The organism is Limnobacter parvus (assembly GCF_024623725.1).
Lineage (GTDB): Bacteria > Pseudomonadota > Gammaproteobacteria > Burkholderiales > Burkholderiaceae_B > Limnobacter > Limnobacter parvus.
The window spans coordinates 428,999-453,389 of sequence record NZ_JANKHG010000018.1; the positions used below are offsets into that span (position 1 = coordinate 428,999).

22 protein-coding genes are annotated in these 24,391 nt (G+C 54.9%); 18 read left to right on the top strand and 4 right to left on the bottom strand.

The annotated features are described in order from the left end of the window. Positions 1-7 precede the first annotated feature (7 nt). The 12 genes from NSP04_RS12465 to NSP04_RS12520 all read left to right on the top strand — a co-directional run bounded on the left by NSP04_RS12465 (position 8) and on the right by NSP04_RS12520 (position 10,859). Complete coding sequence (locus tag NSP04_RS12465; protein WP_306815346.1) at positions 8-760, top strand: maleate cis-trans isomerase family protein; 753 nt, start codon at positions 8-10, stop codon at positions 758-760. Between the two features lie 96 nt (positions 761-856). Continuing rightward, positions 857-1,876 carry a TRAP transporter substrate-binding protein DctP gene (gene dctP, locus NSP04_RS12470; protein ID WP_257512675.1) on the top strand — a complete coding sequence of 340 codons (1,020 nt, stop codon included), beginning with the start codon at positions 857-859 and terminating at the stop codon, positions 1,874-1,876. Between the two features lie 79 nt (positions 1,877-1,955). Next, on the top strand, positions 1,956-2,504 hold the full coding sequence (locus tag NSP04_RS12475) for a TRAP transporter small permease subunit (RefSeq protein ID WP_257512676.1): 549 nt from the start codon (positions 1,956-1,958) through the stop codon (positions 2,502-2,504). Position 2,505: 1 nt separating this feature from the next. Continuing rightward, on the top strand, positions 2,506-3,849 hold the full coding sequence (locus NSP04_RS12480) for a TRAP transporter large permease (RefSeq protein WP_257512677.1): 1,344 nt from the start codon (positions 2,506-2,508) through the stop codon (positions 3,847-3,849). A 26-nt stretch (positions 3,850-3,875) separates the two neighbouring features. Further along, a complete protein-coding gene (gene mdcA / locus NSP04_RS12485; protein WP_257512711.1) occupies positions 3,876-5,534 on the top strand; it encodes a malonate decarboxylase subunit alpha in 1,659 nt (552 codons plus the stop codon). 11 nt (positions 5,535-5,545) lie between these two features. Further along, entirely contained in the window at positions 5,546-5,869 is a 324-nt protein-coding gene (gene mdcC, locus NSP04_RS12490) for a malonate decarboxylase acyl carrier protein (protein ID WP_371825024.1), read from the top strand. Continuing rightward, complete coding sequence (locus NSP04_RS12495) at positions 5,859-6,758, top strand: biotin-independent malonate decarboxylase subunit beta (RefSeq protein ID WP_257512678.1); 900 nt, start codon at positions 5,859-5,861, stop codon at positions 6,756-6,758. The genes mdcC and NSP04_RS12495 overlap by 11 nt, the downstream gene beginning before the upstream one ends. Then, on the top strand, positions 6,755-7,480 hold the full coding sequence (mdcE, locus tag NSP04_RS12500; RefSeq protein ID WP_257512679.1) for a biotin-independent malonate decarboxylase subunit gamma: 726 nt from the start codon (positions 6,755-6,757) through the stop codon (positions 7,478-7,480). Before NSP04_RS12495 ends, mdcE begins: the two co-directional genes overlap by 4 nt. Next, the gene (gene mdcG / locus NSP04_RS12505; protein ID WP_257512680.1) at positions 7,473-8,174 is read left to right on the top strand and encodes a malonate decarboxylase holo-[acyl-carrier-protein] synthase; all 702 of its coding nucleotides are present in this window, start codon (positions 7,473-7,475) and stop codon (positions 8,172-8,174) included. Before mdcE ends, mdcG begins: the two co-directional genes overlap by 8 nt. Next, positions 8,171-9,082 carry a triphosphoribosyl-dephospho-CoA synthase gene (locus tag NSP04_RS12510; protein WP_257512681.1) on the top strand — a complete coding sequence of 304 codons (912 nt, stop codon included), beginning with the start codon at positions 8,171-8,173 and terminating at the stop codon, positions 9,080-9,082. The genes mdcG and NSP04_RS12510 overlap by 4 nt, the downstream gene beginning before the upstream one ends. Next, on the top strand, positions 9,079-9,996 hold the full coding sequence (locus NSP04_RS12515; protein WP_257512682.1) for an acyltransferase domain-containing protein: 918 nt from the start codon (positions 9,079-9,081) through the stop codon (positions 9,994-9,996). Before NSP04_RS12510 ends, NSP04_RS12515 begins: the two co-directional genes overlap by 4 nt. A gap of 23 nt (positions 9,997-10,019) precedes the next feature. Next, positions 10,020-10,859 (top strand): sulfite exporter TauE/SafE family protein, encoded by an 840-nt coding sequence (locus NSP04_RS12520; RefSeq protein WP_257512683.1) that lies wholly within the window; start codon positions 10,020-10,022, stop codon positions 10,857-10,859. Here NSP04_RS12520 and NSP04_RS12525 read toward each other — a convergent pair. Continuing rightward, entirely contained in the window at positions 10,825-13,314 is a 2,490-nt protein-coding gene (locus tag NSP04_RS12525; RefSeq protein ID WP_257512684.1) for a PAS domain-containing sensor histidine kinase, read from the bottom strand. The genes NSP04_RS12520 and NSP04_RS12525 overlap by 35 nt on opposite strands. Positions 13,315-13,535: 221 nt before the next feature. Here NSP04_RS12525 and NSP04_RS12530 point away from each other — a divergent pair, with 221 nt between their 5' ends. Beyond that, entirely contained in the window at positions 13,536-14,072 is a 537-nt protein-coding gene (locus tag NSP04_RS12530) for a DUF3455 domain-containing protein (protein ID WP_257512685.1), read from the top strand. A 62-nt stretch (positions 14,073-14,134) separates the two neighbouring features. Here NSP04_RS12530 and NSP04_RS12535 read toward each other — a convergent pair whose 3' ends face one another. After that, positions 14,135-15,301 (bottom strand): mandelate racemase/muconate lactonizing enzyme family protein, encoded by a 1,167-nt coding sequence (locus tag NSP04_RS12535; RefSeq protein WP_257512686.1) that lies wholly within the window; start codon positions 15,299-15,301, stop codon positions 14,135-14,137. A gap of 193 nt (positions 15,302-15,494) precedes the next feature. Here NSP04_RS12535 and NSP04_RS12540 point away from each other — a divergent pair, with 193 nt between their 5' ends. Beyond that, the gene (locus NSP04_RS12540; RefSeq protein WP_257512687.1) at positions 15,495-16,307 is read left to right on the top strand and encodes a LysR family transcriptional regulator; all 813 of its coding nucleotides are present in this window, start codon (positions 15,495-15,497) and stop codon (positions 16,305-16,307) included. 52 nt (positions 16,308-16,359) lie between these two features. On the opposite strand, the gene NSP04_RS12545 is transcribed toward NSP04_RS12540, so the two are convergent. Together NSP04_RS12545 and NSP04_RS12550 are read right to left on the bottom strand one after the other, a co-directional pair. Continuing rightward, positions 16,360-16,653 (bottom strand): HigA family addiction module antitoxin, encoded by a 294-nt coding sequence (locus NSP04_RS12545; protein ID WP_257512688.1) that lies wholly within the window; start codon positions 16,651-16,653, stop codon positions 16,360-16,362. Beyond that, the gene (locus tag NSP04_RS12550) at positions 16,653-16,931 is read right to left on the bottom strand and encodes a type II toxin-antitoxin system RelE/ParE family toxin (protein ID WP_257512689.1); all 279 of its coding nucleotides are present in this window, start codon (positions 16,929-16,931) and stop codon (positions 16,653-16,655) included. The genes NSP04_RS12545 and NSP04_RS12550 overlap by 1 nt, the downstream gene beginning before the upstream one ends. A gap of 430 nt (positions 16,932-17,361) precedes the next feature. Between NSP04_RS12550 and NSP04_RS12555 the strand changes: the two genes are divergently transcribed. Genes NSP04_RS12555 through NSP04_RS12570 form a run of 4 tightly spaced genes read left to right on the top strand, consistent with a single transcriptional unit; the run spans position 17,362 to position 24,308 of the window. Next, on the top strand, positions 17,362-19,026 hold the full coding sequence (locus NSP04_RS12555; RefSeq protein ID WP_257512690.1) for a DNA cytosine methyltransferase: 1,665 nt from the start codon (positions 17,362-17,364) through the stop codon (positions 19,024-19,026). Then, positions 19,023-21,044 carry an ATP-binding protein gene (locus NSP04_RS12560; protein ID WP_257512691.1) on the top strand — a complete coding sequence of 674 codons (2,022 nt, stop codon included), beginning with the start codon at positions 19,023-19,025 and terminating at the stop codon, positions 21,042-21,044. Before NSP04_RS12555 ends, NSP04_RS12560 begins: the two co-directional genes overlap by 4 nt. Beyond that, positions 21,044-23,362 (top strand): Z1 domain-containing protein, encoded by a 2,319-nt coding sequence (locus NSP04_RS12565; RefSeq protein WP_257512692.1) that lies wholly within the window; start codon positions 21,044-21,046, stop codon positions 23,360-23,362. The genes NSP04_RS12560 and NSP04_RS12565 overlap by 1 nt, the downstream gene beginning before the upstream one ends. Then, positions 23,355-24,308, top strand: a complete 954-nt coding sequence (locus NSP04_RS12570) for a PD-(D/E)XK motif protein (RefSeq protein WP_257512693.1) — start codon at positions 23,355-23,357, stop codon at positions 24,306-24,308. The genes NSP04_RS12565 and NSP04_RS12570 overlap by 8 nt, the downstream gene beginning before the upstream one ends. Positions 24,309-24,391: the final 83 nt, after the last annotated feature.

Sequence of the window (24,391 nt, forward strand, 5' to 3'; positions counted from 1 at the left end):
GTATTCAATGAACAAGATTTACCGAATTGGCCAGATTGTGCCAAGCTCAAACACCACCATGGAAACGGAAATTCCAGCCATTTTGCGTGCCCGTGAGGCAGTTGAGGCTGAGCGTTTTACCTTCCATTCCAGCCGCATGCGCATGCAGCATGTGACCAAAGAAGAGTTGGCGAAGATGGACGCAGACTCCGATCGCTGCGCGCTTGAATTGGCTGACGCCCGGGTCGATGTACTTGGCTACGCCTGCCTGGTTGCCATCATGAGCATGGGTTTGGGTTATCACAAAAAATCAGAAGAACGCCTGCATGGCCGAACCGTGGAAGCCGGTGGCCCTGCGCCCGTGGTCACCAGCGCAGGTGCGTTGGTGGATGGTTTGAAAGCGATTGGTGCCAAGAAGGTTGCCATTCTGACCCCCTACATGAAACCGCTGACCCAGTTGGTGGTGGATTACCTTGAACACGAAGGCATTGAAGTGCTTGACAGTATTTCGCTTGAAGTGTCGAACAATTTGGAAGTGGGTTTGTTGAACCCGCTGGCCCCGCTTGAACACACGAAAAAATTGAACACAGCCAATGTGGACGCCATTGTGGCCTCGGCCTGTGTGCAAATGCCGTCGCTGGCATCGATTCAGCAGATCGAAGACCGCGCGGGTATGCCCGTATTGTCTTCTTCGGTCGCAACGACTTACATGATGTTAAAGAAATTGGGTCTTAAGACCTATGCCCCGGGCTTTGGCTCGCTTTTGTCCGGGAAATATTGAACGAACTCAGAAATTTCGTTCGGATGTGGAAAGCGCTTGCGAATCACTCACCTGGTTCAACAGCGTTCAATTAGAAGCAAGAGAGGAGACTTACTCATGCGTTTTATGTTCAAACCCCTCGTAGCCGGCATGGCTGCAGCCGCACTGACCTTTGGTTTTGCCACCACCGCGTCAGCACAAACCACCACCATCAAAGTGTCGCACCAGTTCCCGGGTGGCACCGAAGAAAAAGGTGATTTCCGTGACCGTTTGGTGCGCAAGTTTGCGCGTGAAGTGTCCGAGAAAACCAATGGCAGCCTGAAATTTGAAATTTTCCCGGGCAGCTCGCTGGTGAAAACATTTGCCCAGTTTGGTGCCCTGCAAAACGGTTCAGTCGACATGACCTTGTACCCGCTGGCTTATGAAGGCGGCAAGATTCCACAAGTGAACATCACCTTGATGCCAGGCCTGATCACCAGCTACGAACAAGGCCACCGCTGGAAAGGCCAGCCCATTGGCAATGAACTGGAAAAGCTGCTGGAAAGCAAAGGCGTGAAAGTGGTCACCTGGATTTGGCAGGCAGGCGGTATTGCCTCCAAGAAAAAGGTGCTTGACCCGGCCGATGTAAAAGGCGTGAAGATTCGCGGTGCATCCAAGCACATGGACTTGATGCTGAAGGGTGCAGGTGGTTCGATTACCAACGTGCCATCGAACGAAGTGTACAGCGCCATGCAAACCGGCGTGTTGGACGCGGCTGTAACATCCAGCACATCCATCATTTCTTTCCGTCTTGAAGAAGTGGGTGATCACTTGACCGACGCCAGCCAGAACTCATTCTGGTTTATGTTCGAACCCCTCTTGATGGCCAAGTCCACATTTGACCGCCTGACACCTGCCCAGCAGAAAGCGGTGATGGAAGTGGGTGCAAGTCTTGAGAAGTTCTCCATCGAGGAGTCCAAGAAAGACGACATGATGGCTGCTGAAGTCTGGAAGAAAGCTGGCAAAAAAGCCTACGCGATGGACGATGCAACATTCGCCAAGTGGCGTGCCGTGGCTGAAAAGTCTGCCTGGAAAGATTTCGCTGAAGAAGTGAAAGACGGCCAGAAGTGGTTGGACATGGCCACCGCAGTTAAGTAAAGCCTTGAAGTAAAGCAAAGCGCACCAAGCCCCTTCAAAAGCGAGGGGTTTGGTGACCTGGTTCCACTCGGAGAAAACTATGAACAACCCATTGTGGCGACTGTTCAGCGGCACCGTGCGCGGCGTTAACCAAGCCATGGCTTATTTGTCCGCACTTCTGATTTTGGTGTGCTCATTCGTGCTGGTGTACGAAGTGATCACCCGCTATGTACTGAATATTTCAAATGACTGGGTGATCGAACTCAGTATTTTCATGTTGATTGCCGCCACGTTTTTGGCAGCCGCGCACACGCAACGCGAACGCGGCCATGTGGGCATTGAAATTCTGGATGAAGTGATGTCCAAACGTGCCAGCCGAATTCGCCTTTTGTTTGGCGATATTTTGTCGATGTTGTTTTGCGGTTTGGTGGCGTACTTGTCGGCAGTGTATTGCCACGAGGCCTGGGACCAAGGTTGGACAACCAGCTCCACCTGGGGGCCGCCATTGTGGATTCCTTACTTCTTCATGGCGTTCGGCATGCTGTTGCTGACGCTTCAATTCGTGGTGCAAATTCTGGAAGGTTTGATGGGCAAAGCGCCTGAACTTCCAAAGCACGGCCACGCAACCACCAGCGGACAGGGAGGCTAATATGGGCGTCGTCGAAATTGGCCTGATTTATACGGCCCTTACTTTGGTGTTGTTGTTCTCGGGCATGCCCATCGCGTTTGCGCTGGGAAGTTCAGCCGTCATCATCATGTATTTTTTCATGCCTGCAACCAATATTCATTTGATTGCAGAAACCATTTTTGGTGAACTGGACAACTTCACCCTGCTCACCATTCCGCTGTTCATTCTGATGGGGGCAGCCATTGGTAAAACCCGCGCAGCAGTAGATTTGTATGAATCTGCTTACCGCTGGTTGTACCGCATGCCCGGTAGCTTGGGCGTGGCCAACGTAATGGGTTGCACCATTTTTGCTGCGCTGTGCGGTTCAAGCCCTGCGACCTGTGCAGCCATTGGCGGCATGGGCATTCCGGAAATGCGCAAGCGTGGTTACACCGGTGCCTTGGCTTCTGGCCTGATTGCAGCGGGTGGCACACTGGGTATTCTGATTCCGCCCAGCATTACGCTGATTATTTACGGCGTAATGGCTGAGCAATCCATCGGCAAGTTGTTTGTTGCGGGCATCGTGCCGGGCTTCCTGCTGGCCGTGCTGTTTTCAGTGTGGGTGGTGATCAAATACATTCGCGATCGCCATGACTGGATGAAAACTGCAAGCCCCGAAGAAATTGCAGAGGTCAGCAAAAAAGAACATTTCACTTGGAAGGAAAAAATGGAGTCGCTGCCGCGTCTGCTGCCTTTCCTTTTGCTGATTGGTTTGATCATGGGCGCCATGTACGGCGGCTTTGGTACACCTTCTGAAGTGGCGGGTGTGGGTGCAGTGGCTGCGCTTGTTCTGGTGATTGCGCTGTACAAGTGCTACCAGTGGAATGACCTGCGCGCTATTTTCACAGGCACTGCGAAAGAAAGCTGCATGGTGATGATGATCATTGCCATGTCCTTCCTGTTCACCTATGTGATGAGTTACTTGCGCATTAGCCAAAGCATGGCGGAATGGCTGGTGGCACTGGAAATGTCGAAGTGGGCCTTGTTGTTCTGGGTGAACATGCTGTTGCTGGTGTTGGGTTTCTTCCTGCCGCCGGTGGCGATTATCCTGATGATCACACCCGTAATCTTGCCGCCGATTCTGGCTGCTGGTTTTGACCCAATCTGGTTCGGCATTATTTTGACCATCAACATGGAACTGGGCTTGATAACACCGCCTGTGGGCTTGAACCTGTTCGTGATCAACGGCATTGCGCCCGACATCAAGTTCGGTGAAATTTTCCGGGGCATTGTTCCGTTCATTCTGATTATTGCGGGTTACATCGCATTCCTGTCAGTGTTTCCGGAAGTGGTGCTGTTCTTGCCCGACATGTTCTACGATTATTAAAAGCGGCTAAGGATTCAACAATGAGCATGACCAACACAGCATGGCGCCAAGGGCAACAGTCCAAGGCAGCCCGGCTGGGCCGCGCCGCTCACCTTGCCGGCGGAAGTTCCGGCAAGGTGGTGCAAGCAGACCAAACTGTGGCTTTGCTTGAAAGTGTGGTGCAGCCAGGCGACAGGGTTTGTCTGGAAGGCAACAACCAGAAGCAGGCCGATTTTTTGGCGCAGTGTTTGGCCAAAGTGAACCCGCAGCATGTGCATGATTTGCACCTGTTGCAATCGGTGGTGGCTTTGCCTGAACACACGGCACTGTTCGACAAAGGCATTGCAAAGGAAATTGATTTTTCCTTTTCCGGGCCCCAAGGCGCACGCCTTGCCAACCTGGTGGCAGCTGGAAAAATCAAAATCAATGCCATTCACACTTACCTTGAATTGTTTGGCCGCTACTTTGTGGATTTAACGCCCAATGTGGCGTTAATTGCTGCAGAAGCGGCTGACGCACAGGGCAATTTGTACACCGGGCCCAATACTGAGGACACACCTGCCATTGTGGAAGCGGCCGCTTTCAAAAACGGCATTGTGATTGTGCAGGTCAATGAAATACGCGACACCTTGCCACGTGTGGACGTGCCTGCAGATTGGGTGGATTTTGTAATTCACGCCCCGCGCCCGAATTACATTGAACCGCTGTTCACACGCGACCCTGCACAAATTTCTGAAATACAAGTATTGATGGCCATGATGGTGATCAAAGGCATTTACGCTGAATATGGCGTGAAGCGTTTGAACCACGGCATTGGCTTTGACACCGCAGCCATTGAATTGCTGCTGCCCACGTACGGCGAACAACTGGGCCTGAAAGGAAAAATTTGCACCAACTGGGCGCTGAACCCTCACCCCGCATTAATACCCGCCATCGAAGCAGGCTTTGTGCAAAGCGTACACAGTTTTGGCAGTGAATTGGGCATGGAAAAATACATAGCCGCACGGCCCGATGTGTTTTTCACGGGCAACGACGGCAGCATGCGTTCCAACCGCGCTTTCTGCCAGGCAGCAGGCCACTATGCTTGCGATTTGTTCATTGGTTCAACTTTGCAAATAGACACCTTTGGCAACAGCAGCACCGCCACCAAGGGCCGCATTGCCGGCTTTGGTGGTGCACCCAATATGGGGGCCGATGCACGTGGCCGCAGGCATGAAAGTGAAGCTTGGGTGAAAGCAGGGCGTGAAGCGCAAGCCAACCCCAAACACATGCCACGCGGGCGCAAGCTGGTGGTGCAAATGGTGGAAACATTCCGCGAGCACATGGCCCCAGCATTTGTAGAGCGTCTGGATGCTTGGGATTTGGCGGAAAGCATGGGTTTGAACAACCCGCCCGTGATGATTTTCGGTGATGATGTAACCCACATTGTGACTGAAGAAGGAATTGCCAATTTGCTGCTGTGTCGGGGTGAAGAAGAACGCGAGCAAGCCATTCGTGGCGTGGCGGGTTACACCGATGTGGGCATGGCCCGCGACAAAAAAATGGTGGAAGCGTTGCGCGCACGTGGAGTAATTCGCCGCGCTGAAGATTTGGGCATTGCCCGGCGCGACGCCACCCGCGACCTGCTGGCCGCTAAGACCGTAAAAGATTTGGTGCGTGCTTCAGGCGGTTTGTACAACCCGCCCAGCCGTTTCCGCAACTGGTAAGGGCAAACACAATGAGCATGGAACAACTGCGTTACAAGTTGCCCAGCAAGGCACAAGGCAAAGCCAGCGATGCCATTTTGGTGGGTGTTACCGCCAGTGGCAATTGCGAAGTGCTGCTTGAAAAAGACGGCGATGCTGCACATTGTTCAATCGATATTCAAACTTCTGCACGCGGCTTTGGACAAATTTGGCAAGCCGTACTGACTGATTTTGCAGAACGCCAAAATGCAGGTGGTTTGAAAATTGAAATACACGATGTGGGCGCCACACCTGCTGTGGTCAGCCTGCGGCTGGACCAGGCCATCGAGGCATGGGAGAACGAACATGGCCAATAGTTTTCTGGAAGCCAGTGCACGCGAGCGTGTGCACGGCGTGTGCGACGCAGGCAGTTTTCAGGAAATCCTGAAACCGGCAGATCGTATTAGCAGCCCGCACATGGCGCTGCTTGAACAACCCGTGGCATTTGACGATGGTGTGGTTATTGGGCGTGCTACTTTGGGTGGTGCACCTGTGCTGGTGGCCGCCCAGGAAGGTGAGTTTCTGGGCGGTGCCATTGGCGAGGTGCACGGTGCAAAAATTACCGCGCTGATTGCCAAAGCCGTTGAAGAAAAACCGCGCGCGGTGTTGTTGATTTTTGAAAGTGGTGGCGTGCGCCTGCACGAAGCCAATGCAGGGTTGATCGCAGTTTCCGAAATTATGCGGGCCGTGTGTTCAGCCCGCGCACAAGGTATTCAATTCATCGGCTTGATCGGCGGTGCAGCGGGCTGCTTCGGTGGCACGGGTCTAATTGCGCGTTGTTGCGATGTGTTGATTATGTCGGAAGAAGGGCGTTTGGCCATGTCGGGCCCAGAGGTGATTGAAACCGTGTACGGCGTGGAAGAATTCGATTCACGCGACCGCGCCCTGGTGTGGCGTGTCAGCGGTGGCAAGCACCGTTATGTGATGGGCGATGTACAAGCTTTGGTGGCCGATGAAGTGAATGCGTTTCGAAATGCAGCACTTGGTGCACTCGATTCCGGAAAAGTGAATTTCGATTTGCACAACCTGGAAGCCGAGCACGCCATGTTGACCCAACGGCTTGAACAATTCGGCGATTGCCGCGATGCCAAACAAATATGGCAGCGGCTGGGTTTGCCCAGCGCTGAAGAACTGGCCTTGATGCCAGCCAATGAATTTGTAGAGGCAACCGCCAGCGCCCGCAATGTGGCCAGGGGGGCACGATGAACCGCGACCAAGTGTTGAACGCATTGTTTGCCGATGGCTGGAAAGCCGAGTATCTGGAAGCTGATCATTTTTATGGTCGTGCCACCATTGGCAATCAGGAAGTGACCGTGATTGGCACGTCAGAGAAAGCCGAAGTGGGGGCCGACATGGCACTGACCATGGCGCGGGTGGTCATTCAAACCATCAAGGAACGTGCAGGCGAACCCATTGTGTTTTTACTCGATACACAAGGCCAGCGCCTTCGCCGCCGTGATGAGCTAATGGGTTTGAACGGCTACATGGCGCATTTGGCCAAGGCAGTTGAACTGGCGCGCCAGCGCGGCCACGTTATTTTGAGTGTGGTGTACGGCGAGGCTGTAAGCGGTGGCTACATAAGTACCGGCATGATGGCCGATGCTTGCTACGCACTGGCCGATGCAGAAATCAAGGTCATGAACTTACCGGCCATGTCGCGCATTACGAAAATTCCCTTGGATCAATTGGAAGCACTGGCCAAGCAATCGCCCGTGTTTTCACCGGGGGTGGAAAATTATTTGCGCATGGGCCACCTGGATGCGGTGTGGCAAGGCGATTATGCCGAGCAACTGGCGGCAGCCATCAAAAATTTGCAAACCAAAACCAGCGCTGAAATTGGCAAAGATTCACGCATTCAACGTGGCGTGGAACGCGGCGGCCGACGCACTGCGGGTGAAGTGATAAAACGCGTTCTGGGCCATGCTTGATGCACTGGGGCATGCCTTCAACCGCCACGACCTGGTGTGGCTGAATATTGATGCGGTAAAGCACGCGGAATATTCAGGCCCTGCGCCCATGGAGCCCATCAGTGCCTTGTCGCTGTTGCACCGCTGGGTGCTGGGCAACTACCCGCTAATCGTGGCTCGCCAAGCCGATGTGCCGCAGGGCATGTTGCGCGTGGGGTTGGCCGAACCCGCTTCTTGGGGCAAACGGCGTTTGTCATTTCTGGTGAACCCAAGTGATGTGTTGCAACACCAAACAGGGCCCTTGCTTGCCGATGTTTTGGCCAAGTTGCCACTCGGCTGGCGGTTTGGCGCCAATATGTTGCTGGTGTATTTGAATGAATTGAACATGCCCGCGCATGTGTACGGGTCAACAGCCATTGAGGCTTTAACAGGCTTGCCTTGCATCACTGAAAATTCTGATCTGGATGTGTTGTTCAAACCCACAAGTTGGGAAAGCGTTTCGGGATTGTGTGCGCGTTTGAAGCAGCTAAGCCAAGACCACCCCACATTCAAAGTCGATGGCGAGGTGTTGAACCCTGCAGGCGATGCGGTGCACTGGCTTGAACTGTGCAGCGAAAACGAACAGGTTTTGGCGAAAAGCAATACGGAAGTTCGCCTGATGAAATTAAGCGAATTCAAAAACGCTTTTGAACCGCAGGCCGGGGAAGTGCAATGAACAACATGCGCGCACAGCCCCTTACCCAATCTACCCCACTTGCACAACAAATCGATGACATGGCTTGCATAGCCTTGGCGCAGGAAGTGCAGCTGGAGCTTAAGCCGGGCCTTGTGTGCCCCGGCAACAACGGCAGCCATTCTGACATGAACTGCAACACCTTTCACGCCAGTATTCATGCGCTGAAAGGCTACTTTGGTGCCTGCTTTCAAGCCGGGTATGAAGGCAAACAATTTCGCGAATTACAAGTGCTTGGCATGGCCGCTGAAAAGGCCATGTTCAATGCAACCCACCGCGTGAACACCCACAAGGGCGCAATTTTTCTGATGGGTTTGTTGGCGGGTGCCGCCGGTGCGCAGTACCGTGACCGCCAATGTTTCAAACCCATGGAATTGGGGCGTTGGGTTGCGCAGCACTGGGGCGCCAATATTTTGTTGGCGGGTGTGCCCAGCTCAAATTCAAACGCCGAAACCACGCACGGCAGGCAGGTGAAAGATGCTTTTGGTTTGCCCGGCGCACGTGAACAAGCCGCGCAAGGTTTCCCGGTTTTGTTCTGGACTACAGTGCCCCAATTGCGCTGGGCGCTGCTTGAGGGGCTTGATGCAGAAGCAGCCCAACTGCACGCACTGGTGTGCACCATCGCCCAACTTCCTGATACCAATTTGGCGCACCGTGGCGGTTTGAAAGGCCTGCAATGGGCGCAAGCCCGTGTGGAGCAGTTCCTGGCGCAGGGCGGTGTGTTTTCACCCAGCTGGCGCAAAAATGCCCAGGCCATGTGCGCCGAATTCAAAGCGCAGTGGTTAAGCCCCGGTGGCAGTGCCGATCTGCTTTCAGCGGCGCTGTTCATTCAGTCACTTTCGGGTTTCAACACGCCAGTTGCGCCACGCATGGCGGAGTTCAACCGATGAGCCTGTGCATTCTGTGCCCGGGGCAGGGTAGCCAATCCATCGACATGCTGCCCAGCCTGTTGGCCGAGCCTTTGCTTGCGCCGCACCTTCAACCCTTGCTGCGAGCCATGCCTTTCGATGCCATGGCGGTGGCTCAAAATGCCAGTGAATGTTTTTTAAATGCCCATGCCCAACCCTTGATAGTGGCAGCAGGCGCTGCGGTTATTTCAGCCTTAAAAAATCAGGGCATTCGAATTGAATTAAGCGCGGGCTACAGCATTGGCGAACTAACTGCCCATGTAATGGTGGGCAGTATTCAAGCCAGCGATGCAGTGCGCTTGGCGGTGCAGCGCGCCCGCTGTATGGACAATGCAACCCCGCAAGGCCACGGCATGATGGCTGTGAAAGGTGTGCGACTGGAAAGGCTGGCCTTGATTGCACAGGAACATGGCTTGTACATCGCCATCGTGAACGATGAACAACATGCCGTGCTGGCGGGTAGCACCGCGGTGATGAAATCAATTTGCAAAGGCATTGAACGCGATTTTGGTGCCCATGTGGTGCACCTGAATGTGTCGGTGCCTTCGCACACCCCTTTGCTGCTGGGTGCAACGGTTGCTTTTCGCATGGCGCTGGCGCAAACACCTTGGCAGGCGTTTGATTGCCCGGTACTTAGTGCGTTGGACGGCAGCCCTGTTGAAACACAGGCGCATGCCGTTGAATGCTTGTCTCGCCAAATTTCTGAACCTCTGCAGTGGGCCAGAACACTCGACCTAAGCGCCGAGATGGGCGCCACGGTTTACTTTGAAGTGGGCCCGGGAAACACGCTGACCCGCATGGCACGTGAGCGTTTTCCACGTGTGCCAGCGCGTTCATTGTCGGAATTCCATACATTCGATGGCGCATTGAACTGGTTGACTGAAAACACCCGATAACAACACCAAGAAGGGGAGTTTTTGTGTACGCAGAACTAAGCATGGAGTTGTTTCACGGCATATTCACGCCGCAGGCCGTGGCGGCTTATATTGCGATTGGCATCATCGCTGGCTTTTTGGCTGGCTTGCTGGGCGTGGGTGGTGGCAGTGTGTTGGTGCCTGCACTGGTGTGGGCATTCAATTTGGCCGCGCTGCCCCAACAGTGGATATTCCGCCTTGCGCTGGGCACTTCCATGGCCACCATTTTGTTCACCTCGGTTTCCAGTGTGCGCGCGCACCACCTGCATGGCGCTGTGCGTTGGGACGTGGTGAAAAATTTCATACCCGGCATATTGTTGGGCACCTTGTTTGGCACTTTTCTGGCCCGGCACGTCTCGTCCAATTTTCTGGTGCTTTTCTTCGCGCTGTTCATGGGCATGGTGTCGTTTCAAATGATTTTTGAATACAAACCCAAACCTGGCCGCGTGTTGCCGGGCAAGTGGGGGCAGTTCGTTGTGGCCGCGTTCATTGGCACGGCTTCTTCACTGGTGGCAGTGGGGGGTGGTGCGCTTACCGTGCCGTTTCTGGCGTGGTGCAATGTGCCCTTCAAAAAGGCAATTGGTACGGCATCTGCCATGGGTTTTCCAATTGCTGTGGGTGGCACCATCGGCTTTGTATTCAACGGCTGGACAGCGCCTGGTTTGCCACCCGGCAGCCTGGGTTTCGTTTACTTGCCAGCTTTGTTATTCACGGTGGTGGCTTCAGTATTGGTTGCGCCTTTCGGCGCAAAAGCCGCGCACATACTACCTGCCCATTTGCTGAAAAAAGTATTCGCGGTGGTGCTGTTTTTTATCGTGTTGAACATGTTGCGTGGGCTTTTGTAGCGCGGTGCTTGTCCAGCAGTGCTTCCAGCGCAGGCAGTTTCAAAGGTTTGCTTAGCACTTTGTCGAACACCGACCAGTCTCGGCTGTGTGTGGTGGTGGATTCGTCTTCACCGGTTAGCGCATACACCAGCAAATCACCAAAGCGGCAATCGCTGCGAATTTGCAGTGTGGCGTCAATGCCATTCAGCACAGGCATGTTGATGTCCATCAGCACAAAGTCGATTTTGTCGCCTTGTGCCTTGATAATTTCAACCGCCTTTTTGCCATTTTCTGCCTCCAGGCATCGAATGCCGCGCTTGCTGAGCAAGGTGCGAATGACAGTTCGCGTCATCTTCACGTCTTCCACCAGAAGCACCACCAACTCAACGGGCTTTTCCGGGGTTGCAGGCAGCGTCTGCATGTCAAAGTGGGCAGTTTGACCCGATTCAATCCACTTCAATATCGTTGCAGGTTGAAGCGGGCCTTGAACCGCAACAATTCGATTGGCGTAGGCTTGATGGTCCACAATTCGCAGGCGTCCGCTTGGTGCTGGCAGCACCAGAGCTTGGTGGCTGGGGTGTTCATCCAGGTGTGTGTGCGCAGTGTCTACATCGTCGGTTATCAACAAGACGCTTTGTGGCGCAATGTTGAACCCCATGTATTCCAGCATTTCCCGCGCGTGTGCGTGGCAGCCTGGATGCGAAACGGCCAGTTGTACAGGCTGTTTGCCCAGTGGCTTGATGACTTCCCTGAATTTTGAGTTCGCGGGTTTCAGGGGGATGTACAGCGTGGCTGTGGACCCCTTGCCTTCAACGCTTTGAATTTGCAGTGTTCCGCCAATGTGCTCCACCAGCGATTTGACCAGATTCAAGCCAAGCCCTGAACCGCCGTACAGGCGCGCGGTGGACGGGGTGGATTGGGCCAATTGTGCAAACAGGTCGGTGATGCTTTCTTCGGGAATACCAGGGCCAGTGTCTTCAACGGTGAACTTGACGACCTGGTTTGAAACCTGTTCAACATGCAGTTGAATGTGGCCTGTTTCTGTGAACTTGCAAGCATTGCTGACCAGGTTGCCCACCATTTGCTTGATCCGAAAAGCGTCGCCGAGCCAATACCTTCCCAGCTTGTTTTTCAAGTTGATTTTCAGCTCAAGGTCTTCATTTTTGGCGCTACCATACATGTGGTTGGACACACTGTAGATCAGTTCCCACAGGTCGAAATCGGCCTCTTCAAAATGCAGTTCGCCCCGGTCCAAGCGGAAAGAATCCAGCGAGTTGGTCAGCAAGTCGACAAGGTCTTCGGTGCAGTACTTCAGTTTCTCGGTCAGGTCTTTTTTGGTCTCGATGTCGCATTGCTCATCCAGCAAATTACACAGACCCAAAATGGTGTGCAGCGGGTTGCGAATTTCGTGGCTCATCATTGCGACGAATTGGCTTTTCGCTTCTGTAATTTGATCAGCCCGGTTTTTGGCTTCAATCAAACGGGTTTTGGTGTGGGTGGATTCGGTGATGTCCATCAGGCACATCACGTAACTGGGTTTGTCCTGAATCGTGACGGATTCACCCGAGCAGCCAAAGTACTTCTGGTTGTCGCTGGCCAAAAACTCAAGCGACAGCCGTTCCTGTTTGTGCACCGCCAGGCGAATGCGTTGTTCAATATTATTTTGTTGGGCTTCACACACAAACTGTTTACAAAATTCGCCAAGGTCTGCCATGGCTTCGTGACCAGAATGCAGCAACAGCTGGGCTTCAGGCGTTAGGCGAACTTCCGTGGTGTCGGGGTTAATCACAATACTGCCCACGTTGGCAATGTTGCTGGTCAGCTCCAGAAGTTTCTTTCGAAGCATCAGGTTTTGTTCCGCCCGGTGCTTTTCGGAAATGTCCTGGCCAATCGCGTAGAAGCCCTTGACTTCACCGTGTACGATGTCTGGCAAATATTGCACCAGAATGTTGCTGGGTTTGTCAGAGGTGCTGTCGTTCAATTTCACCGTGTACTCACAGTGTTGGCCAGCCAGTGCCTTGGTGATCAAAGGCATGGCTGTCTCAAGCCGGGCTGGGGAAAGCAGCGTACTGATGTGTTGGCCAAGCAGTTGTTCAGGTTTCACCGCAAACCACTTGGCGTAGGCTTTGTTTGAAAACCGGTTGTGCAGTGTGTGGTCCCAATAACCAAGCAGGTAAGGAACACCGTTGAGCAAGGATTGAAGGTCGCGTTGGGCCAGGTCTCGGGCTTTCTCGGCGTTTTCATGCTGAAGCAGGGAAGACTTGATGGTTCGGTTGCCGTACTCGAAGTAGACAAGAATCAGCAGGTTATTCAGCGACCAAAATGTGGTCACCAGCGCAACACTTTTCCATGCATCTTCAGTTAACAGATGCGCGGTACTCATTTTCAAAAACCAATACGCCAGGTAGGGCGATATGCCCAGCAACACGGCGATAAGCTTGTAACGGCTTTGCCAATACCGAATGGAAGTTGTCATTAAGGTTCGCAAACGTAATTCACGGGTGGATGGCGACATCACAACAATGAATCCATGGAATCCCTTCTTGCGCATCGTCCTATATAGTGCGGTGCCATTGAAAGGCAAAACAACCCCCTTTTTTGTGATACCCCCCAACGGGGAAAGCGTGGTTCAGCCGTGGGGTACGCCCGATTTGGACCCGGGGCGTTAAACATGTTCAAGTCAAAAGGAGTTGTTGAATGAGCATAAGAAAGAGTGTTTTTGTTGTTTCTTTATTGATGGCCGCCGCAAGCGCGCAGGCCCAAGCCAATGATGACCAGAAAGGATTGCCCGCCCTGATACAAGTGGCCGCTGGCAACACCCTGGTGCTTGAAGCCAGTGCGGAAGGCAAAATTACTTATGAGTGCAGCAAGGAAAAAGACCCCCTGACCACTTACAAGTGGGTCATGGCGGGCCCCAAGGCCGTGCTGAAAAACAGCGACGGCAAAGAAATTGGCGACTATTCCGGTCCGCCCGCGCGCTGGGCCTCCAAAGATGGTTCGTTTGTAACCGGTTCGCAGGTGGCTGTTTCCCGCAATGGCGGCAAGAATATTCCTTACCAGTTGGTGAAAGCCGACGTTTCAGGCGGTATGGGCATCATGACCACGGTTAGCTATGTGCAGCGTGTGAACACGCAGGGTGGTGTTGCACCTTCGAAAAAGTGCACGGCCGACAATGCGGGCGACAAAGTGGATGTGGATTACAAGGCGGATTACAAGTTCTGGAAAGCAAACTAGAGTTGCTTGTAGTTGAGCGCAATCATCCGACTTCTGAATCGTCGAATGATTGCGTCGCGTGCTTATTCCGCCAATTTACGCATCTCACAAATCAGATCTGATTTGTTTTCGAAACCGATACCCGGCAATTCAGGCAAAGTAACGTACCCAGCTTCAACTTTCACACCGTCTGGAAAGCCGCCGTAGGGTTGAAACAAATCTGGATACGATTCGTTGCCACCCAAACCCAGGCCCGCTGCAATGTTCAATGACATTTGGTGCCCGCCATGCGGAATGCAGCGGCTCGCCGACCAGCCGTGTTCTTTCAGCATGTCCAGTGTGCGTAAATATTCAACCAAGCCATAGCTTAGCGCGCAGTCAAATTGCAACCAGTCGCGATCAGGGCGCATTCCGCCGTGGCGAATCAGGTTGCGTGCGTCTTGCATGGAGAAAAGGTTCTCGCCGGTGGCCATTGGATTCTTATAGTAATTGCGCAGTGTGGCCTGCAGTTCAAAATCCAGCGGGTCACCCGCTTCTTCATACCAAAACAGGTCGTACTGCGACAGTGCCTTTGCATATTTGATGGCAGTGTCCAGATCAAAGCGGCCATTGGCATCCACAGCCAGTTTTTGGCCATCTTGAAGCACGCTCAAGATTGAATCGATTCGGCGCAAGTCTTCATCCAGCGAAGCACCGCCAATTTTCTTTTTCACGACGGTGTATCCGCGGTCGATGTAGCTGCGCATTTCATCTTTCAGCTTCTCGTGGTCCTGACCGGGGTAGTAGTAGCCACCAGCGGCGTACACGAAAATTTTACAATTCGCTTCGCCATTTCCATAACGGTCTGCAAGCAACCGAAACAAAGGTTTGTCTGCAATCTTGGCCACTGCATCCCACACCGCCATGTCGATGGTGCCAATGGCCACAGAACGCTCACCGTGCCCACCTGGCTTCTCGTTGGTGAACATGCAATTCCAGATTTTGTGTGGATCCAGGTTCTCGCCGGTGTCGCTCATTAGCGTTGCGGGGTCGGCCTCCATGATTCGGGGAATGAATCGTTCGCGCATCAATTTGCCCTGGCCATAGCGACCGTTTGAATTGAAGCCATAACCAATCACGGGTTTTCCGTTGCGAATAACATCGGTCACAACTGCGACCAAACTCAGCGTCATTTTGCTGAAGTCGATGTACGCATTTCGAATTGGCGAGCTGATTGGTATGGTTTTCTCGCGGATTTCAACTATTTTCATTTTGCATCTCCCTTGATGTTCGAAGGCCTGAAATTCGGCTTCTGTGGTGCAAGAATAGTTTTAAGTTCATACTGTGTGTTTAATCCATTATTTAAATCATTATTAAGTTTTGCTTAAAACTGCGACCTTTTCCGAACTGGAGTTTTTTGTACTTCTCAACAGGCTGGGAAGTTTGTCTGCTGCCGCCCGGGCCATGAACATTACGCCCCCCGCAGCCACAATGCGGCTGGCCTCGATGGAGAAGCGGCTTGGCGCGCGATTGTTGAATCGCAGTACACGAAAAATCAGCCTGACCCCCGAGGGGGAAATTTACCTTCAACATGCAATTCGGCTGGTTGCAGAACTGCAAGAGCTGGATGAACTCATTCTGGACAGTCGGCGTGCGCCGCGCGGCATTTTGCGCGTGAATGCGCCGCTGGGATTTGGCCGCACCATCCTTGCGCCCTTGGTGTCTGAATTCACTGCAGAATACCCCGAGGTTGAAATTCAACTCGAAGTAACAGACCGGCCAATTGATCTGATTGAAACCGGTTTTGATTTGGCCATTCGGTTTGGGGAGTTGCCCGACAACCGGATCAATGCCCGCCGAATCATGTCGAATCGGCGGTTCATGTGCGCAGCGCCTGCTTATCTGGAAAAGCATGGTGTGCCCAAAACACTGGCGGATTTGGCCAAGCACCGCTGTATCGTGCACAGGCAAAATGATGATGCATATGGTGTGTGGCGTTTTCTGGTGAATGGGCAAACCGAGTTTGTGAAAGTGCACAGTGCATTGTCGAGCAATGACGGCGACATTGTTCAAGGCTGGGCACTTGATGGCCAAGGCATTGTGATTCGCTCGGAATGGGACGTTACAAAATACCTTGAAAGCGGTCGATTGCGCCGGGTGTTGCCAGCGTTCAAATTGCCCAGCGCCGATTTGTATGCGTACTACCCCAGCAAACAAAACCAGGCTGCACGCGTGCGGATCTTCATCGATTTTCTGGTTAAGAAGCTTGCGGCGTAGGGATTATTTAATTGAACGGGCGTTGGTGGAGAAGTAGTTTGAGGTTGGGGTTTCAGGCGTTTGCCAATCGAAGCTTCCCCACCCGGCGAAGATCTACATTTTTGCGTGCCACCCACAGATCGTAAGCGTCTTGCATGGCGAGCCAACTTTCAGGAGATCGACCGATCGCTTTAGAAAGCCGCAACGCCATTTCTGGCGTTACCCGGCTGCTTCCGTTGAGAATACGGCTGAGGGTAGACGGAGCCACATCCAGTTTCTCTGCAAGTTCCCGCCCACTGATTCCATGCGGTTCAAGGTAAACACCGGTGATGAATTCACCTGGGTGAGGTGGGTTATGCATGCTCATTAGTGATAATCCTCATAGTCCAGCACGTGGACGTTGCCATCACGAAATTCAAATGTTAAGCGCCAGTTACCGTTCACCGATATCGACCAACGGCCATGCATTTCGCCCTTGAGTGGGTGAAGTGAAAAGCCCGGAATATCGATATCGTTGATGGTCTCAGCGGTATCTAGGGCTGCCAGTTGCAAGCGAAGGCGCTTACCATGATTTGCTTGAATGCCAGCGGTGCTGCCAATTTCAAAGAACTTGCGAAGTCCCTTATGTTTGAAAGATAGAATCATAGTGTATTGTTGCGTATTGCGCAACACGCATAATTGTTGAATGCGCTGCTATGAGTTGGTGACTTTTGTGGGGATGTAGTTCAATTCTGACTGCGATTCAACTGGCGTCGAGTATGTGACTGCTCTTCTACGAAAGCGGTCATTGGCCACTGCCGGCGACTGAACGGCAGATGCGCCATCCTCACTCATTCAGTCCTCATTGCCAATTTGGCAGCAGCTTGCAAAGAGCATATTACGTCCGGACAGAATTGATATGCACTAGCAGACGGTAAAACCATTGCCGTCAGGTGCAGCTCGGCGTTAGGCCAGCGAATCAGTTACAATTTCCGACGAAACAGGCTGCGTTGCGTGGTATAAGGAGGCTTGAGACGCCTTACGGTTTCGCTCCATGCAGCTGGTCCTGGCGCATGTTCCCTATATGAGATACCGGATGTCCATCCAAACCGAGCTGCGCAAGTCGCAGCCCAGCAAGACCAACGAAAAGCCCAGCCCCCACGCTGCCGGCCTGTCCTCCTCGACGGGCAAGAACTCCAGCGCTCAGACTTCCGACGACAAGCTGATCCGGGACAAGCTGCAGCGCATACAGAACGGCGGAGAGATCCGCTACATGGACATGTTTGCCGGATGTGGCGGCATCTCCCTGGGCCTACTGACCGCCGGTTTCACGCCGGTCGCATCCATCGAAATGGACCCGTGGGCTGCGAAGTCGCACGGAGCCAATTTCGGCTCTCGCTCAGTCGGAGGTGACAAGGAAGCGCACCACGCCCCGCGAGATGCAGTGACCGAAACCGCAGACACCGTCTTCGGCGATCTCGGGTTGCAGGGCGCCACGGACCACCAGATCGATGTACTCGTCGGCGGACCGCCCTGTCAGGCGTTTGCCCGTGTAGGCCGGGCCAAGCTCCGCGAGCAGGCGCGCCTGCGTGAAGAGGTAACGGCAGACCAGGCCTTCCTCGTAGACGGTCGGGTGAGCCTGTGGGAGCGGTACGTCGCATTCATCCGGGCGACAAAGCCTGTTGCTCTACTGATGGAAAACGTACCTGACATCCTTAATCATGGCGGCACCAACGTCGCAGAGCTAGTCTCGAAGAGCCTCGTCGATGAAGGCTACGACGTTGCTTACACGCTGCTGAACTCCGTCTGGTATGGGGTTCCGCAAATGCGGGAGCGGATGATTCTTGTCGGCATCCACCGGGCTGCCGGCATCAAACCCCGGTTTCCCGTGCCGACGCACTACCTCGTCCTGCCTTCCGGCTACACCAGTTCCAAGAACGCCGCCCGCCGCGTGCTGAAGGCAGAAGGCTCTGCGCACCATCGCTGGATCCCGGACCCGGCGCCCGAGTATCCCGCAGCGACATCAGCATCCGAGGCCCTTGCAGATCTCCCGCCGCGGTTCGCCAAGGAGCTGCTGCGTACCGGCGCCATCCGACGCGGGGCAAAAGATCCATCTGAAGCTGTCGAGTACACCACTGAGACACCTACAACTGCCTATTCACGCCTGATGCGCGAGTGGAAGGGCTTTGCGACCAAGTCGACGACCGGACACGTCTTTCGATATCTCCCCCGGGACTACAAGATCTTTGCCGAGATCGAGCCCGGTTGGGAGTACCCGCAGGTCCACGCCTATGTCGAGCAGAAGATTGCGACTTGGCTTACAAACCGCAAGAAGAGCGGTCTGTCCACTGACCCGCGAAATCCGGAAGTCAGCTCCTATATCGCGGCTTGGCGTATTCCTTATGATCCGGGAAAGTTTCCGAACAAGTGGTGGAAGCTCCGCGCAGATGCCCCTGTCCGCACGCTGATGGCGCACCTCGGCAAGGACTCCTATTCCCACATCCACTTCGACTCGGATCAAGCACGCACCATCACCGTCCGCGAAGCTGCGCGGCTCCAGTCCTTCCCTGACGGCTTTGTTTTCAAGGGCTCGATGAACCCTGCATTCAAGCAGATCGGCAACGCCGTGCCGCCACTGTTTGCCTATGCCATTGCTCGCGGAATCCGGGAGTGCCTGGGTGCCCCAGAAACACCAGACATGCGCGTATCCCTGCTGGGGCTGGACCCATCACAGATCAAGACCACCGAGGGGACGAAATGAGGTTCACCATCCTCCGACTGCTGAAACCGTCCGAACTCGGCATGTTTCATGAGTACCGCCGCCAGGGGAAGGAACGCGCCAAGCAGCGCGCCATCAACTTCGACTGGGATGTCGTCGACACGGTCTTCCCCTCCGCCGAAGACCAGGACACAATCTCCATCAACTGCCGGCGCCTGGAAGACGAGCACACTGTCGTAGAGGTTGCATCCTGGCTGAAGCGCCAGCACCGAAACTGGAGATTCGAAGGCGACTGCCCGACGAGCCCCTTCTACAAATTTGTCGACCCCGGTGTTCTGTTTGCAATGGTCGTTGACGCTTCTATAACCCCGGCCAATGCGTCCTGGGTTGTCATCCCCGCAGACCACCCCGCACGCTCTTCGATCCTTGGCCATGGAGAGAGCGCCCGGCTCGGCAAGTCAGCAATGATCGCGTTGTACGGTGATGAAGGTCAGCACTGCCAGGCTGTGCTTTCGGATCACTTCCCCCAGCTATTCAAGGAGGCAGAGACAGTGTCCATGACGTCACAAAAAGAATACGACGACAACCACAACGACGATGACGCCGCACCGGACCCACTCGGCCTCTTCAAGATCCTGGCGCGTGCCGGCCACAGCCTGCCCAGCGCTGTGGCCGATCTGGTGGATAACAGCCTGTCGCATGGCGCGCGGGAGATCGATATAACCTTCCCAAATCCCAATGTGGGCGGCCGGTGGATGTGTATTCGCGACGACGGCACGGGTATGACTCCATCGGGTCTGCGCAACGCAATGAAGATCGGGCACCAGCGTGAATACGACAACGGCGACCTGGGCAAGTTCGGTTATGGACTGAAGGGTGCGGCTTGGTCCCAGGCCGATCGCCTGACTGTGGTGTCGAAGGCTGCTGGAAACCAGAGCACAACGTTCACCTGGGACAAGGAACACCTCGCCAAGACGCGCCGCTGGGCGCTTTTGAACGACCCGGTGGCACTAGAACATGCCTCGGCAGTGGACATCGGCGACTCGGGCACCGCCGTACTACTCACGCAGATGCGCCCCTCAATGGAGCCTGCGAGGGGCAAGGCAGACTCTCCCTACGCGCAGGAGCTTGCTGCCATCAGGTCACACCTCGAGCTTGTCTTCCACAGGTACCTTGAAGGCAAAGCGCGCGGGCGCGAGAAGGTCGTCATCCGACTGAACGATGAGGTCCTGCGCGCCAACAATCCCATGGGACATCCGCTGACGAAGGAGTATGACCAGCATCGCATCGAGCTTCCGAGCTCTGGTCCGGACAAGACGCCAGCTCTCTATGTTCGTGCGTATGTGACACCAAACGAAGCAGAGTTCGACGAGTACATTAAGGATCTGCCCCCACTGGAACAACGCGTGGAACGTGATCGCCACACGCTGAACGGCCGGGCCAACGATGCCCAGGGTCTGTACTTCTACCGTCTTGACCGCCTCATCAAATGGGGGGGCTGGGAAGATCTCTTCGCCAAGGATGAGCACACCAAGCTGATTCGTGTCGCAATCGACTTCGACCGGCTCGCGGATGAGCAACTGCAGGTAGATATCAGCAAGCAACTAGTTCGTTTGCCATTTGCGATCACCAAGCCTCTGGAAGACCTGATCAAGGCCCCTCGCGCAGCAGCCCGCCTTCGCTACAACAAGAAGGAGAAGCCTGCACCAGTAACGACAGGTGGTGGCAAGAATGTTTCGACTACAGGCAAACCAGCGCCAAATGGGGTTGTGCCACCAACGACAGCAGCCGGAGGAGGCACTACTGTAGCGCCTCTGGCTCCACCCCCAGCAGTGAAGAAGGAAAAAGCCTCGATCCGCCTTGTCAGCAGTGGCGACAAACCATGGCAGCGCAAGACCGGATTCAAGGGGGAGGAAGTCGAGGTCACCCCTCTGATGCCGACGCTGGTGAGGCTCGTGCAGCTAATAGACAAGGATGCCGAGGTGAAGGCAGCCCTCTCTGAATTCCTTCGCGCTCTGGAGAACGCCGGTGTTCCGAACCAGTTGACGGATAAGGCTTGATGCAGGTCCGGCTTCCCCTCCCTCTCATGCTGAAGCCCAGGCTGACCCTGTGGACGGATGGAACAGCCTGGACCAACTGGTCCCGGCATGAAGCCTATCTGCAGTCCCAGCAGAAATGGAAGCCTCATCAGATCGCTTCAGTTGCCGAGGAATCGCTGCGAATCATCTCGAAGACCACGCCCATCGGTCGCTCGGAGTTCCAATGCCGCGGTCTGGTCGTCGGCTATGTCCAGTCAGGCAAGACAGCTAACTTCACGGCTGTGGCAGCACGTGCAGCTGATGTCGGCTACCGGCTGATCATCGTTCTTTCCGGCATTCACGATTCGCTGCGGAACCAGACGCAGAAGCGGCTGGACCTGGAGCTGGCCGGGACAGGCGTCGACTGGATCACGCTGACCGACGAGACCGCCGACTTTCGCGAGCCGGAGGTAGCCGACGGATTTGCATCGTCCGGTACCGTCCTGATCGTCGCAAAGAAGATCACCCCGATCCTAAAGCGGCTCAATCAGTGGTTCAGCAAACTCGAAGGTCGGCTCGCTGACGTACCGGTTCTTCTCATCGATGACGAAGCCGATCAGGCATCTATCAATACACGTGGCAATCGACGTGACCCGAGTATCGACGTGGACAGTGCACCGGATGAGGACACTGCCCCATCACTCACTAATGCACTGATCCGCGACATTCTCAGGAAGATTCCGCGCGCCACATACATCGCCTACACGGCAACGCCATTTGCCAACATCCTCATCGACCCCGACGCCAGCGATAACCAAGTCGGCGAAGACCTGTTCCCCAAGGACTTCGTCGTCCAGCTTCCGCGGCCGGACGGCTACACAGGGACCGAAGAGCTTTTCGGGACCAGCGCGCAAGGCCGCGATGTACTGCGTCCTGTCGACCCGGCAGATGTGAAGGCTCTGAAGCCGAAGCAGCGCAAAAAGAGCGAGGCGATCGTTGCCCGGGGGCCGCTAGATCTGCCCCAATCGCTTGCTGATGCCCTTCTGATGTTTGCGCTAGTCGGGGCTATCAGGTTGCTACGCGGCCAGCAGGGCAAGCCAAACACGATGCTAGTGCACGTATCCCAGCTCCAGCAGGACCAACTACGGATTGGTGAGGCGATCGAGGAACAGATCCGCAACTGGTTCCATCATGAGAGCGCAGAGCCCGGCGTGCTCAGCCAAATGTTCCGATCAACGCTTGCAGGACTAGGACCGGTCGATCTGCCCTGCAGCGAAGAAGTTCTACTGAAAGAGGCCATGACGAACTTGGCTCGCCTGGTCGTCGTCGTGCTTAACAGTACGACGGGCGACGAACTGGAGTACGACGCCAAGCCTGGGCGGCAGCTCGTTGCAGTGGGTGGCAATCGGCTGTCGCGCGGGCTGACCCTTGAAGGACTGACGATTGCCTACTTCCTGCGTACCACGACGCTGGCGGACTCGCTGCTGCAGATGGCCCGCTGGTATGGTTTCAGGACAGGCTACGAAGACCTGATCCGCATCTGGACGACCGAGGGCATCGCGCAGTGGTTTGTGGAGCTGGCGCTGGTTGAAGAATCCCTTCGTGACTCCATCACAGCGCTGAACAAGGCCGGCTGTAGGCCTGACCAGATGGCCATCCGGATGCGCGCCCATTCCAAGCTCCTGCTTACCAGCAAGAACAAGAGCAAGATGCAAACGGCTGACGCGCGGTCATGGTCTGGCGAAAACCCCCAGACCATTCTGTTTCCCATGCAGGACAGGGAACTGCTGGAGCGGAACGTTGACTTGGCATCGGCGCTGCTGTGGCAGCATCCACCTACACAGGATGCGCATGGTGGCGCCATTGCGCACGATGTGCCGGCAGAAGACATCGCACTCTTCCTGCGACGCTACGAAGGGCACCCGAACAGCATTGCTTTTCAGAGCGCTGAGATTGCCGATTGGATTCTTGAACGCGTCGAAGCGGGAGAGCTGACGGACTGGACGGTGTTCGTCGCCAATCCGCAGCGGGAACGTCAGGTTCTGCTGGGCGGAAGGCCTTTTGGCCTTGTGCGGCGTTCGCTGCAGGCCAAAGAATCGATAGGCATCCTGATCGATCCACGCCACGAAGGTGTCGATCTGCACGGCGGACCGGACAACTACCGCGTCGGCTCAGGGTTCAATGCCCGAGCAATGCGCGCAGAGCGCCCTGCACAACAAGGGCTGCTGCTGCTCTACCCTCTCGATCCTGAACCACTGCGCGCACCGACCCAGGCCGTGTTGGGCCTCGCGCTGTCTCTACCGCGGACAACGGATGGCGATCAACGGTTTGTCGTGAACCGAGGGGTTCGCCATGGGTGAGATCACACATGAACGCTGGGCACTCTTGCGCGAGCAGCGGCTTCCATATGAAGACATCTACGAACAGGCGATAGAACATCTCGAAGCTGTACTAATCGGCGTTTCAGATGACGGACGACTGCACTTGCTTCTGGCGATTGATGTCGCCCCGCACACCCTGCCGCCAGATCTGCAGAGCATTCAGGTACGAGTCTTGGAAGGCGGACAGATCTGGCTCGATGTCTCCGCCGGTAGCCACCACGAAGAGCTTCTGACCCTCGTCGCCAACAAGGTCATTCATGCGATTCGCATCGAAGGCCGCGATCCTGCGGTCTCGGTCGAACGGATCATCGACGACATGCGCGCGGCGCTGCGCCCGCTCACGCCCGACCTTGGCGCGACGGAGCAGATTGGTCTGTTCGGGGAGCTCTGGGTACTTTCGAATGTGTTGTTCCCGACCCTCGGCCCGCGGGTTTGCCATCTTTGGAGCGGCCCGGAAAGCGAACGCCACGATTTCGTCGGGCAGGGAATTCATGTCGAAGTAAAGACCACCACGCGGTCTGAGCCAAAACATGAGATTTCCCGCCTCGATCAGCTGAAGCCACCCATCAACAAACGCCTCCTGTTTGTCAGCGTCATGCTGGAAAAAAGTCTGGGTGGTGACGAGACCCTGGCAGACCGCATCGATGAAATTCGGGAGAAGCTAGTATTGGATGGGCGTGCGCTCGATGTTTTCGATTCACGCTTGGCGCAGGTCGGCTGGCACGAAGGCTTGCGGCAGACAGGCGCGTTGCTTAGATTCACATTCCGAGATGTGCATGTTTTTGAGGTCACCGGCGCGTTTCCCCGTCTCCCCGATGACTATGTCCCACCACTCGGTGTGACAAGCATCAAGTACAGCATCAATGTCGGAAGCCTTCCGTCGCTCGACGTCTCAACTGTTCAAGAGTTTCTTTCAGTAGCTTGAATGTTGATTTGCACCCAAATTTGACCCGGGATTTGCATTGAATTTTGACCCACCCCTTGGTGTCAGAATTATGTCTCGATTTT